This window comes from Chelativorans sp. Marseille-P2723 (assembly GCF_902809845.1).
Lineage (GTDB): Bacteria > Pseudomonadota > Alphaproteobacteria > Rhizobiales > Rhizobiaceae > Chelativorans.
Genome location: NZ_CADDWI010000008.1, coordinates 878,930 through 891,631 on the forward strand (window position 1 = coordinate 878,930; position 12,702 = coordinate 891,631).

Genomic DNA, 12,702 nt, shown 5'->3' on the forward strand with positions numbered 1-12,702 from the left:
CCTATTCGGCGGCCTCCGCAGGTTGAAGATCAAGAAAGCCGCCGGACTGCCGACGCCAGAGCTGTGCGTAGAGGCCACCCCGGTCAATCAACTCGTCATGGCTCCCTTCCTCCACGATCCGGCCACCATCCATCACAACCAGCCGGTCCATGGCGGCGATCGTTGAAAGGCGGTGTGCTATGGCGATCACGGTCTTGCCCTCCATGAGGCGGTAAAGGTTCTCCTGTATGGCGGCCTCGACTTCCGAATCTAGCGCGGATGTCGCCTCGTCCAGGATCAGGATGGGCGCGTCCTTCAGCATTACGCGGGCGATCGCGATCCGTTGCCGCTGACCGCCTGAAAGCTTTACGCCTCTTTCACCGACATGGGCATCGAAGCCTGTTCTGCCCTTTATGTCGTGAAGCTCCTGGATGAAGTCCAGAGCTTCGGCACGCCGCGCTGCTTCCAGCACCATCTGGTCGGTGGCATCTGGCCGTCCATATACGATGTTGTCGCGCACCGAGCGGTGCAGCAGCGATGTATCTTGCGTTACCATGCCGATCTGCGCGCGAAGGGAATCCTGCCTGACGTCAGCGATGTTCACACCGTCAATCAGGATACGGCCGCCCTCAAGATCGTAGAAGCGAAGCAGCAGGTTGACCAGCGTCGACTTGCCCGCGCCCGAGCGGCCGACGAGCCCGACTTTCTCTCCCCGGCGGATGGTGAGGGAAAGATCCTCGATGACCCCGCCCTTCTTGCCGTAGTGAAATCGGATGCGGTCAAAGACAATCTCTCCCTTGTCGACGACCAGCTCTCTGGCCCCGGGCTTGTCTTCCACGAGTCGGGGCAGGGATATCGAGGAGATGCCATCCTGAACCGTCCCGATATTCTCGAACAGCATTGACATTTCCCACATGATCCACTGCGACATGCCCCACAGCCGCAGGACGAGGCCGATAGCTACCGCCACCGCTCCGACAGTGACCGCTTCCTCCAGCCACAACCACAATGAAAGCGCACCGATGACAAAGAGGCAGAGCGAGTTGAGCAGGTACAAGAGGCCATAGAGGCTCGTGATCAGACGCATCTGACGATAGACCGCCTGAAGGAAAACCTCCATTCCCGCCCGCGCGAAGGAGGCTTCCCGGCGCGCGTGGGAGAAGAGTTTTACGGTCTGAATATTGGTGTAGCTGTCAACCACGCGGCCGGTCATGACGGAGCGGGCATCTGCCTGTTTCTCCGCCACCCGCCCAAGCTTCGGGATGAAGTACCGCAACAGCAGTATGTAGCCCACTAGCCATCCACCGAGCGGAATGGCCAGCCTGATGTCCGCGCTGGCCACGATTATGATCATGCCGGTGAAATAGACGACGACGTAATTCAGTACCTCGATCAGCTTGATGACGCATTCGCGAACAGCGAGCGCGGTCTGCATCAGTTTGGTAGCGATGCGCCCGGCAAACTCGTCCTGATAAAAGCTCATGGACTGGCGCAGCAGGTAACGGTGCACGAGCCAGCGGATGCGCATGGGATAGTTTCCCATGAGCACCTGTTGGTTCACGAGTGAGTGTGCGAGCACTGCTGCTGGCAGAAAGACGAGAATGATGACGGCCATCCCTGCAAGCTTCAGCCCCTCGGTCTGGATGAACGTTTCCCTGTCCTTCTCCGACAACCAGTCGACGATATTGCCGAGAAAGGAGAACATCCACACTTCGGTGATGGCGATGAGGGCCATCAGCACGGCTGAGACGGCGAGATAGGGCCATGCCCCGCGCGTGAAATGCAGGCAGAAGGCAATAAGCGTCTTCGGCGGCTCCTCCATCTCCTCAGCAGGAAATGGCTCAAGGCGTTTTTCAAACCAGTTAAACATTTTTGTCCTCGTGCTGGAGGCCGCTCAGCCACACTAAGGGTGCTGGCGGCACACCCGGCAATTTCCTTGTTCTTTCAGAGACTTTTGCCTTGTTTCGGTAACGGCCTTAACGCCGCCGCTTCTTGCACGATGCTCGTTCTCCGAATGCCCAATTTGCTGCACAACGTGGCGCTCAAGAGCCGAATCTGTCTCCGCAAAGACCCGTGCCTCGACATGGTAACGCCAGCGTCCCTTGTGCGTCTCAACGAAAATGTGCCCATGTAGCGCCAAACTTCCAGGCGAAACACCAGACCGTCGACATGGAAGGTCGCCCCCGCGACCGGAAGCGCTCTGGCCAAAGCTTTGAAATACTTCAAGCACCACTGTGGAAATTGCCGACATCGAGCGAATCCTCAAGCATTCCGGAAAAGCGATCCGGCGGATTCCCTCTTTGTGCTGGTAGCTTTAGGAAAAACTGGAGAGCGAAGCCGCCGTCAGGGCCGGGAGCCTGATCACGATCCACGGGCGTACGCTGATCGGGACGGTCACTATCTGGAGATCCATGACGCCTCCAACAGTTTGCGATAGACTTGCCTGCCTTATATGCCTTTGAGATGTACCTGGCCAGTAGGGTGGACCTTATCGGTCGTCCATTATGGAACACAATTGGGAGGAGCAACACCTGAAAAATGAAACAGAAAGGATTTCGTATTGCATTGTATCAGCCCGACATTCCGGGGAACACGGGTGCAATCCTGCGTCTTGCAGCCTGTCTCGGCGTAGAGGTCGACCTGATCGAGCCTGCGGGCTTTGATCTTGGTGACCGCTCCCTCAAGCGTGCGGGCATGGATTATCTGGAAATGGCCAATCTTCATCGCCATGATTACTGGGAAGCATTCGACCAATGGCGGCGGCAGGAGGAGCGTCGGTTGATCCTCTTTTCGACGCGGGGGGCTATTCCTTACACTGCCTTTACATTCCTTGACGGCGACGTTCTGCTTTTCGGTCGTGAATCTGCCGGAGTACCGGACGAGGTGCATGATGCTGCTGATTACCGGGTCATTATTCCAATGCGCGACGGGGCGCGCAGCCTCAATGTCGCGCTTGCTGCGGCAATGGGATGCGGCGAAGCGCTCCGGCAAGTGCGTTGAGACGGGTGACGCCTTGGTATTACGCGTCAATCCGCACTGGGCAGACGGCGCATCGTGAATTCGATCACGTCGCCCGGTCGTTCCGCCCAGCTTTCAATTTCCGTCCAATAGGCTTGTTTGGGCCAGCGCTCCAGCCATTCACGGGCTTTGGCGCGGGCTGCCTCACGCGGCAGCGAGAATGTTTCTCGGATAAAACCATCGCGCGGCAGGCGCTCCCCTTTTTTGGAACGCCTCTTATCCAGGCTACGTTTCAGCCTGTCCAGCGGCGGTTTGGCGGGTACGCGCACGAAAGAACTCCTTGACCCGACAGACACGGAGAATAGAGCATCACAACAGGAATTTGCGAGTCTTTTTGTTCGTCGGATACACCGGCCTTGGTAAGCGGAAAGAGTTGATGGAACGTCCAGACCTGCCGGCAGGCTTGCCGGATGACATTGAGGAAAAGAAGGAGATCGCCCGGAACTGGTTCGAGAACCTGCGAGATGACATATGTGCCGCTTTTGAGGAACTGGAGGACGAGCTTACCGGCCCACTTTCCACGCGCGCACCCGGCCGGTTCGAGCGCTCTCCCTGGCAACGTAATGGCGGAGCGGGCGGCGGCGGTGTTATGTCGATGATGCAGGGGCGGGTGTTCGAGAAGGTCGGTGTCCATACCTCCACTGTTTACGGTGAGTTCTCCCCCGATTTTCGCAAGCAGATCCCGGGGGCAGAGGAGGATCCGCGCTTCTGGGCTTCCGGCATCTCCCTCATTGCTCATCCGCAGAATCCCAATGTTCCGGCCGTGCACATGAACACGCGGATGGTGGTCACCACAAGGCAATGGTTCGGCGGTGGCGCGGACCTGACGCCAATGCTCAACCGGCGCCGCAGCCAGGAAGACCCGGATACGATCGCTTTCCACGAGGCTATGCGCTTCGTGTGCGAGAAACATGCTGGAGTGGCCGCCTACGATAGGTTGAAGCGTTGGTGCGACGAATATTTCTTTCTACCCCACCGCAATGAATCCCGCGGGATAGGAGGCATCTTTTACGATTGGTTGAAGACGCCGGAGGAAAAAGGAGGCTGGGAAGCCGATTTTGCTTTCACGCAGGATCTGGGCCGCGCCTTCCTCGTGGTCTATCGTCATCTTGTGCGGCGCAACTTCAACGTTAACTGGACCGAAGCCGACCGCGACGAGCAACTCGTACGGCGCGGCCGTTATGTCGAGTTCAACCTGCTCTACGACCGCGGCACCGTCTTTGGCCTGAAGACGGGTGGCAATGTGGAATCAATCCTATCGAGTCTGCCGCCTCTCGTACGTTGGCCGTGAACCTGCGTTTGGGCGGGGTGTAATTTTGGCCGCCGCCTTAGCGAAGATGCCTTACGCGTGTTTGGCCTTGTGGGTCGGCTCCACATGGATGGTGACGCGCGCACCCGGAATGGATCTTGCCAGCGCATGTTCGATGCGGTCGCAGATTTCATGCGCACGTTCAACTGTCATCTGCGAGGGGACGACGAGATGGAACTCTACGAATCGAGCGCGGCCTGCCTCCCGCGTCTTGAGGTCGTGAAATTCCAGCGCCCCTTCGCTATTCTGCGCCACTACTCGCTCGATCTCAGCCAGATCCTGCGGATCGATGGCCGTATCCATGAGTCCCTGGACGGATGAGCGCACCAGATGCCAGCCATGCCACAGTATGTTGCCTGCGACGACGATCGACATCACTGGATCAAGCCATAGCCAGCCGGTGGAAACAGCCAGCAAAAGGCCGACGATAATGCCTGCCGAAGTAATGACATCGGTCCACAGGTGCTTGCCGTCGGCAACAAGCGCGGGCGAACGGGCGCGCCGTCCGACGCGCATCAGCACGAAGGCCCATACGCCATTGCCTACGGCTGCGGCTGCGTTGATGACAAGCCCGGCTGCCGGTGCGGCCAGCGCGTGCGGCTGCGCGAAGGCAAGCGCCGCCTCGCGCAGGATGAGGAGCGCTGCCACCACGATCAGAACGCCTTCAAGGACTGCCGAGAAATACTCCGCCTTGTGATGACCGAAGGGATGGTTCTCGTCAGCAGGGAGGAAGGAGACGCGGATCGCATACCAGGCGACTATTGAAGCCACCACATTGACCACCGATTCCATCGCATCCGAAAACAGCGCCACAGAGCCTGTTATCCACCAGGCGGTGAGCTTAAGGGCGAAGATCGCAATACCAATAAGGATCGACCACGAGGAAATACGGCGTATGAGCGTGGTGGACGGCATCGGGTCTCCTTTGCCTGAAACATAGATACTGGCAAGCCGGACTGAACCCGGAACCTCAATACTCTTCCAGAAGAGCCTCTCGCGTCAGTGAAAAGCCTGATGCGATCCATTTCTCTTCAAGGTTTTTCAGCGCGGCGCCGAGTTGTTCCCCTGGCGTAAGACCGCGGGCGATGAGGTCCTTGCCTTTTATAGGAAAGACGGGCCGCTTCCACCGGGAGAGCATGTCGAGGAGACGCTGAAAAGCCGCCGCCTTCACGAAGGCTCGGTCGTCGTGGGTTGCATGGGCGCGCGCCTTTGCAAGGCCGATCTTCAGCCCCCACTTGATGCCTTGGGTTCCGCTTCGGTAGAGCATCTCGGCGAATTCGTCATCCCCGAGCTTCGGATCGGGTTCCGGTGCTTCCGCCCAGGCGGCGAGGGCGGCGGTTTCGGCCTTCGAAAAGCGCAATCGCTTGGCAAGCGCCTCTACCCGCTCCGGATCAGGCGGCAGGATGGCTGCAAGCCTTAAAAGCGGGTCCCTTGTCCAGCCAAGGTCGCGCTCTGCCGCAATCATTGAGGGAATTGCATCAATCCCCCACTTCTCGCTTTCCGGCACAACTTGCGTAAGCACGCCGGTTTGACGCATCCATAGAAGCGAGCGCGAAGGATCTGGGGCCGAAAAGAGCTTCTTCAGCTCTATCCAGATCCGCTCGGCCGAGAGCTTTGACATGCCCCCCTTCAGCCGAGCGCAAGCTTTGAGCCCCTCCGCGTCCGGACGCCCTGTGCCATACCACGCGTAGAAACGGAAGAAACGTAGTATGCGTAAATAATCCTCGCGGATGCGACTTTCCGGCTCGCCGATGAAGCGCACTGTGCGCGAACGCAGGTCGGCAAGGCCGCCGACAAGATCGATCACGCGCCCGTCGGGCTCTGCATAAAGCGCGTTGATTGTAAAATCGCGCCGTTCCGCGTCCGCTGTCCAATCCCGCCCGAAGACGACGCGGGCGTGGCGTCCGAAGGTCTCCACATCGGCGCGCAGCGTCGTCACCTCGTAGGGCTTTCCCCTGGCGATGACTGTTATCGTGCCGTGGTCGTAACCCGTGGGCACCACCTTGAAGCCTGCAGCCTTCGCGCGCCTCATTGTTTCGTCGGGCAGGGTGGTGGTTGCGATATCCACATCGGTCACCTTTTCTCCCATAAGCCCGTTTCGCACTGCCCCTCCGGCGATTCGCGCCTCCTCTCCATCTTCGTTCAAGATGGAGAGGAGTGTCTGCAGGTCGCGATCCCGTAACCAGGAGGCACCCGCTATGCTGGCTGTCTCTCCGATCAAGCATAGAGCCTTTCATAGAGCATGTGCAGGATGCCTGCCGTTACACCCCAAATGAATCTCTCGCCATAAGGCATTGTATAAAAAAATCTTTCCTGTTCTTCCCAAAGACGACTCTCACGGCGGTGGTTGGCCGGGTCCATGAGGAAGGAAAGGGGCACCTCGAAGGCATCGTCGACCTCGTCGGCATTGAGGACGAGCGAGAAATCCGGCTGCACTACCGCAAGAACGGGCCGGACACGATAGCCGCTATTCGTCACGTAATCCGGCATGCGTCCCACTACCTCCACGAGCGATGGATCAAGCCCGATCTCCTCCTCCGCCTCGCGCAGAGCGGCATGTTCAGGGGAGGGGTCGGTCGGGTCGATACGCCCGCCTGGAAGGGCGATCTGGCCGGAATGGTTGCGAAGCTTAGTCGTGCGCTGTGTTAGGATGACGGAGCCTTCCCTCTCACGATCGACGACCGGAACAAGAACGGCCGCTTCGTGAAGGCGCTGGCGAAGAATCAGGCGCTTCAGATCCGGATTGAGCCGGTGATCGCCATAATCTTCAGTGACGAGACTAGGATCCTGCAATGCTGCCCGCCGGCGGAACTCGGCCGCTGAAAAGAGGATGTCATCAATGCTGGCGCTCATTTGCTTGCCGCCTCCAGCATATCGGTCGACATGACGGGAAAGACTGCACCTTTCGAGCGCAGGGCGAACATGCGCCGGCCTTCCATCTCTATCTCCTCTCCGAGCGCCAGAAGCTCGTATGTAACCTGCCTGGCGACCAGTGCCTCCAGCCGGCCCCTAACCAGCACATAGGGCTTCGTGCCGTCGGTGCCGTCTTCTTCGACGAAGCGAAGCGGGTGATCCGGTCCTGCTTCCACCACATCACCTGCGTTGGTCCGGAATGTAATCGTCTGGTCTTCCCCCTTGCCTGTCGCTGCCATCTCTACCGCGATGAAGGGGGCGTCCTCGACGCGGATGCCCACCTTTTCCACTGGTGTTACAAGATAGGTCCTGCCGTCCTCATCCTTGCGCAGGACGGATGCAAAAAGGTTCACGAGTGCCGGGCGGGTAATTGGCGTTCCAAGATAGAACCATGTGCCGTCTGCGCGGATCTCCATGTCAAGATCACCGCAGAAAGGGGGATTCCAGCGTTCCACCGGCGGGGGCCCCTTTCCGGCACGAGCTGCCCGGGCAATCAGCGCCGATAATTGTGCCGCATCACCACCTGCCTGCGTCAACTCTTCAGGCTTCCTTGGGTTTTCCGCGTATATTCTGGACATGGTCACGAAATAGTCACTGTTGTTCGGCTTGTCACGGTGGTGAACTCATCTAATTCCAACCAGGTGAGACGCTGCGATTCCTATATCGCACTGGCCGCCGCTCCGGCAAAGAAGCAAGGAAGGGCTGCATGAGTATTCTAGCGAGGGATCAACGGACCGCCACGACGCCAGCTGATGAAGGGAAAATGGTTGCCGAAGCGGAGGCTGCGCTCGCTGACATTGCCCTTGTGCGTGAAGGGGTCGGCCGCGTTATTTTTGGTCAGGAGGCGGTGGTTGAGCGAACGCTCGTGGCGTTGCTGGCAGGCGGTCACGCACTTCTGGTGGGCGTGCCGGGCCTTGCCAAGACAAAGCTGGTAGAAACATTAGGTATCGTGCTGGGCCTGGATGCGCGGCGGGTTCAGTTCACGCCAGACCTAATGCCCTCGGATATTCTGGGTTCCGAGGTTATGGAGCAGGACGAGAAAGGCCGCCGCTCCTTCCGGTTCCTGCACGGGCCGATTTTCGCGCAGCTCTTGATGGCAGACGAGATTAACCGTGCGAGCCCGCGCACCCAGTCCGCGCTGCTCCAGTCCATGCAGGAATATCACGTCACAGTGGCTGGGCATCGTTACGACTTGCCCTCGCCATTTCACGTGCTCGCCACGCAGAACCCATTGGAGCAGGAAGGCACCTATCCGTTGCCCGAAGCGCAGCTCGATCGCTTTCTCATGCAGATCGACATCCTCTACCCGGAACTGGACGCCGAGCGCCGCATTCTTCTTGAGACAACCGGGATCGAGGAGGCGAAGGCGGTAAATGTGCTATCGCCGGAGCGGTTGAAGGAGATTCAGGCGCTCATCCGCCGGATGCCGGTGCCGGAAAGCGTGGTAGAGGCGATACTTACGCTCGTTCGTTCGGCTCGTCCGGGGCTCGGCAACCCTGAAACTGACCGCCACGTCGGTTGGGGGCCGGGGCCGCGAGCAAGTCAGGCGCTGACGCTCTGCGCTCGCGCTCGCGCGCTTTACGATGGGCGGCTTGCACCTTCCGTGGATGATGTTCGCGCGCTGGCGGAGCCGATATTGCAGCATCGCATGGCGCTTACCTTTGCTGCGCGCGCGGAAGGCATGAGCGTGCGCGACGTTATCGGAAGATTGGTGGCGGCGCTCGGATGACAGTACGACGAAAGCGAGGCTAATGGCGCGGATAGGTGAGGTTACCGCCCCCGTTGCACCGGTCGATGCGCTCATCCGCGCGCGAACGCGCGCATCGCTTGTACCGGACCTGCTGATTGAAGCCCGCCGTGTCGTCAACAATGTGATTGCTGGCTGGCATGGTCGACGGAAGCAGGGCATAGGCGAAAATTTTTGGCAGTTCCGGCCCTATGTAGAGGGGGAGGCGGTTGCACGGATCGATTGGCGCCGGTCCGCGCGCGATGATCATATCTATGTGCGCGACCGGGAATGGGAGGCTGCCCACACTGTCTGGCTCTGGGCCGACCGCTCGCCTTCTATGCTCTACCAGTCAAAGCTTGCCGATGTTTCAAAGGAGTCCCGCGCGCTGGTTCTCATCCTCGCTCTTGCCGAACTGCTTTCACGCAGTGGTGAGCGCATTGGCTGGCCAGGTGTTACCAGTCCCTTCGCTGCCCGTAACGCAGCTGAGCGATTGGCACAATATATCAGTCACGCTGAGCCGTCTTCGGGACCTCCGAACCTGAAGCACATTCGACGCTTTTCCGATGTGGTGTTGGCCGGGGACTTTCTGGACTTGCCCGAAGAGACCATGGCGTGGCTCGATCCGTTGGTGCATGCAGGCGTTCGCGCGCATCTGATCGAAGTGGCAGACCCTGCCGAGGAGAGCTTTCCCTATTCTGGGCGAACGGAGTTTGTGGACCCTGAGTCCGGCGCGCGTCTGACTGCCGGACGTGCCGAAACACTTCGCGAGGATTATCGCCGGCTCTATATCGCACGGCGGGAGGAACTGAGCCGCTGGTGCAAGAAGCTCGGCTGGAGCTATACGGTCAACCACACCGACCGGCTTGCCTCTGAGGCGCTTATTCGCGTGCATGTTGCCATGACGTCCGAGATCGGGGCGCGGATATGAATTTCCTGCCGCTCAGTTTCGGCGCACCGATGGTCCTGTGGGGCCTTCTCGCGCTGCCGGTGATCTGGTGGCTCCTGCGGCTCACCCCGCCGCGCCCGCAACAGGAGGCATTTCCCCCGCTCGCCCTCTTGGCACGCATCATTCGGCGCGAGGAGACACCTCACCAGAGCCCTTGGTGGTTGACGCTGCTGCGGCTGATGCTTGCTTTCCTGGTTATCCTCGCGCTGTCCGATCCGGTCTTCAATCCGCAAGAGCGCATGGCAATCGGGGGGCGGGGGCTGGCTCTCGTGATCGACAATGGATGGTCAAGCGCTCCCGACTGGGATCGGCGCGTCGCGACCGCCAACCGGCTCATCACCGACGCCCGCGAGAGCGGTGCGCCGGTAGTTCTGGCGCTCACTGCCGAGCCTCCCGCGCAGGATGTTGGCCCCTTCGGCGCAGATGCTGCGCTCGAACGGCTGAACGCGGCTGTTCCACGCCCGGTGCCTGTCGATCGCCCCGCCATCTATGCCCGCGTTTCAGACGCGCTGGCACAGATGCCCGGCGCTACGCTGGCGCTGCTGACGGACGGGCTTGCCGCCCCAGGCGATGAAGCGGCTTTCCAGGAACTGTTCACAGCCGGACTTTCGGACGTCATCTGGATTGAGCCGGATGGGTCTGACGCTGTGGCGCTAGCCGACAGTGCCAATGAACCGGAGCATTTCAGGGTCACCGCGGTGCGTCCTGAACGCGAGTCGGGGCCAAGGCAGATCGGCGTCTATGCCGCCGACGAACAGGGGCGGCGCATCGCGGAAACGCTGGTAAGCTTCGGGCCGGGGGAGACGCGTACCTCTGGGGAGATACGCGTGCCCTTCGAGCTGCGCAACGATTTTGCATCTCTCGCCATCGATGGCCAGCGCCACGCAGGCGCGCTGCGGCTGCTCGATGAAAATGCTCGTCGTCGACGCGTGGGTCTTGTCGCGCCGACGGCGCCGGATACCGCGCAACCACTGCTTGCCCCACTCTACTACATCCGCAGTGCGCTGGCCCCCTATGCCGATCTTCTGGAACCTTCCAACCCGGAACTGACGGAAGCGATTCCCCAGCTTCTCGAGCAGCAGCCTGCAGCCATCATCATGGCCGATGTGGGTACGCTACCCGACTCGGTGCGTTCCCCGCTCATCGAATGGATGCAGGCAGGCGGCACGCTTGTGCGCTTCGCCGGGCCGCGCATGGCCGCTGCTGGCAATGACGATGAACTCCTGCCCGTTCGCCTGCGCGGAGGCGAGCGTTCGCTGGGAGGAACGCTTTCATGGTCCGAACCCCAGGCCGTGACCGAGTTTCCCGCAGACGGGCCGTTTTCCGACCTTCCGCCCCCGCGTGAGGTGACTGTAAGCCGGCAGGTGCTAGCGGAGCCTTCGGCTGACATTGTGGCGCGCACCTGGGCCAATCTGGCAGACGGCACCCCGCTCGTGACGGGGGCAGCGCGCGGCGAGGGCAGGGTGATCCTTTTCCACGTCACGCCCGAAGCCACGTGGTCGAACCTGCCCATCTCCGGCACTTTCGTGGAGATGTTGAGGCGCGTTGTGCAGCTATCGCGCAACCAGGGGGCGGCGACAACTGAAGCGGAGGAGCAGGTTGGGCGGCTCGCGCCTTATCGGATGATTTCCGCCGAAGGGCTTCTTGTGCCGCCGGGACCGGAGGCCGAACCGCTCGCGTTGCATGCAGACGCACCCGTTACCCTTGCCAATCCGCCCGGTCTCTACGGTTCCGAGGAAGGCGTCATCGCGCATAATCTGCTTGGACCGGATGACGCGCTTGAATCTCTCATGCAACCTGCCGCCCCCGTGCCGGTGGCGACTGCGGGCTATGCATTCGATTCCTCGCGGCCTCTCCGCGGAACGCTTTTGCTCGCTGCGCTTGGTCTGCTCGCTCTGGACACGCTGGCAATATTCTGGCTCGGCGGCCTGCTTCAATGGCGACCGAACCGGCGGCGCGCTACAGGCTCGGCTGCAACCTTGCTGGCCGCGGCCCTTGGACTTGCACTGATGGCGCCCGATGCATCCCTTGCACAAGACCAGCCAATGCCCGGCGATGAGGAAGCCATTGCCTCCGTCTCGGCCACCCGCATAGCCTATGTGATCACGGGCGCATCGTCGGTGGATGCTGTAAGTCGCGCCGGTATAATGGGCTTGTCGCGCTTCCTGAGCGAGAAGACGGCGCTGGAGCCGGGAGAACCGGCGGGAGTCGACATCGCTACCGATGAACTTTCCTTCTATCCTCTCATCTACTGGCCTATCGACGCAGCGGCGCCCATGCCTTCAGAAGAGGCGATAGCGCGCATCGACGCGTATATGCAGCAAGGCGGCACCGTGCTTTTCGACACGCGTGACCAGTATTCCTCTGGGTTCGGTGCCTCGGGCTCGGTGAGCCCTGAAACGCAGCGTCTTCGCGATATACTTTCCGGCCTCAATGTGCCCCCCCTCGAACCCGTGCCGGATGATCACGTACTGACGAAAGCGTTCTACATCCTGAATGATTTCCCCGGCCGCTATCGTGGCAGCGCGCTTTGGGTGGAGGCTTCCGTCACCGCGGAGACCCGCGCCGACCGGCCAGTGCGGACGGGCGATGGCGTCACTCCCATCATGATCACCGGCAACGATCTGGCCGGCGCATGGGCGATTGACAATTCCGGAGCGCCGTTGATGCCCACCGTTCCCGCCGACCCCATGCAGCGAGTCTACGCGCTCAGGGCGGGCGTGAATATCATGATGTACATGCTTACCGGTAACTATAAGTCGGACCAGGTGCACGTGCCAGCGATTCTGGAACGGCTGGGGCAGTAGC

11 protein-coding genes are annotated in these 12,702 nt (G+C 60.5%); 5 read left to right on the forward strand and 6 right to left on the reverse strand.

Annotated features, from left to right (window positions below; genetic code table 11):
• Position 1: 1 nt before the first annotated feature.
• A complete protein-coding gene (locus HUS57_RS05935; protein ID WP_173931948.1) occupies positions 2-1,849 on the reverse strand; it encodes an ABC transporter ATP-binding protein in 1,848 nt (615 codons plus the stop codon).
• Between the two features lie 668 nt (positions 1,850-2,517).
• On the opposite strand from HUS57_RS05935, the gene HUS57_RS05940 reads away from it, so the two are divergent.
• Entirely contained in the window at positions 2,518-2,979 is a 462-nt protein-coding gene (locus tag HUS57_RS05940) for a tRNA (cytidine(34)-2'-O)-methyltransferase (RefSeq protein WP_173931949.1), read from the forward strand.
• Positions 2,980-3,005: 26 nt separating this feature from the next.
• Here the strand turns inward: HUS57_RS05940 and HUS57_RS05945 are convergent, their stop codons facing one another.
• Positions 3,006-3,266: a hypothetical protein gene (locus HUS57_RS05945; protein WP_173931950.1), complete on the reverse strand. Its 261-nt coding sequence runs from the start codon at positions 3,264-3,266 to the stop codon at positions 3,006-3,008.
• A 107-nt stretch (positions 3,267-3,373) separates the two neighbouring features.
• Between HUS57_RS05945 and hemF the strand changes: the two genes are divergently transcribed.
• On the forward strand, positions 3,374-4,288 hold the full coding sequence (hemF, locus tag HUS57_RS05950) for an oxygen-dependent coproporphyrinogen oxidase (RefSeq protein WP_173931951.1): 915 nt from the start codon (positions 3,374-3,376) through the stop codon (positions 4,286-4,288).
• 51 nt (positions 4,289-4,339) lie between these two features.
• Here hemF and HUS57_RS05955 read toward each other — a convergent pair whose 3' ends face one another.
• Genes HUS57_RS05955 through HUS57_RS05970 form a run of 4 tightly spaced genes read right to left on the reverse strand, consistent with a single transcriptional unit; the run spans position 4,340 to position 7,797 of the window.
• Complete coding sequence (locus HUS57_RS05955; protein ID WP_173931952.1) at positions 4,340-5,221, reverse strand: cation diffusion facilitator family transporter; 882 nt, start codon at positions 5,219-5,221, stop codon at positions 4,340-4,342.
• Between the two features lie 55 nt (positions 5,222-5,276).
• Complete coding sequence (locus HUS57_RS05960) at positions 5,277-6,527, reverse strand: CCA tRNA nucleotidyltransferase (RefSeq protein ID WP_173931953.1); 1,251 nt, start codon at positions 6,525-6,527, stop codon at positions 5,277-5,279.
• Positions 6,524-7,159 (reverse strand): CoA pyrophosphatase, encoded by a 636-nt coding sequence (locus tag HUS57_RS05965; protein WP_173931954.1) that lies wholly within the window; start codon positions 7,157-7,159, stop codon positions 6,524-6,526. Before HUS57_RS05965 ends, HUS57_RS05960 begins: the two co-directional genes overlap by 4 nt.
• On the reverse strand, positions 7,156-7,797 hold the full coding sequence (locus tag HUS57_RS05970) for a DUF1285 domain-containing protein (protein WP_173931955.1): 642 nt from the start codon (positions 7,795-7,797) through the stop codon (positions 7,156-7,158). The genes HUS57_RS05965 and HUS57_RS05970 overlap by 4 nt, the downstream gene beginning before the upstream one ends.
• 128 nt (positions 7,798-7,925) lie before the next feature.
• Between HUS57_RS05970 and HUS57_RS05975 the strand changes: the two genes are divergently transcribed.
• Genes HUS57_RS05975 through HUS57_RS05985 form a run of 3 tightly spaced genes read left to right on the forward strand, consistent with a single transcriptional unit; the run spans position 7,926 to position 12,701 of the window.
• Entirely contained in the window at positions 7,926-8,948 is a 1,023-nt protein-coding gene (locus HUS57_RS05975; protein ID WP_173931956.1) for a MoxR family ATPase, read from the forward strand.
• 22 nt (positions 8,949-8,970) lie between these two features.
• Positions 8,971-9,876, forward strand: coding sequence for a DUF58 domain-containing protein (locus HUS57_RS05980; protein WP_173931957.1), 906 nt, complete (start codon positions 8,971-8,973; stop codon positions 9,874-9,876).
• Positions 9,873-12,701 carry a DUF4159 domain-containing protein gene (locus HUS57_RS05985; protein ID WP_173931958.1) on the forward strand — a complete coding sequence of 943 codons (2,829 nt, stop codon included), beginning with the start codon at positions 9,873-9,875 and terminating at the stop codon, positions 12,699-12,701. The genes HUS57_RS05980 and HUS57_RS05985 overlap by 4 nt, the downstream gene beginning before the upstream one ends.
• Position 12,702 lies beyond the last annotated feature (1 nt).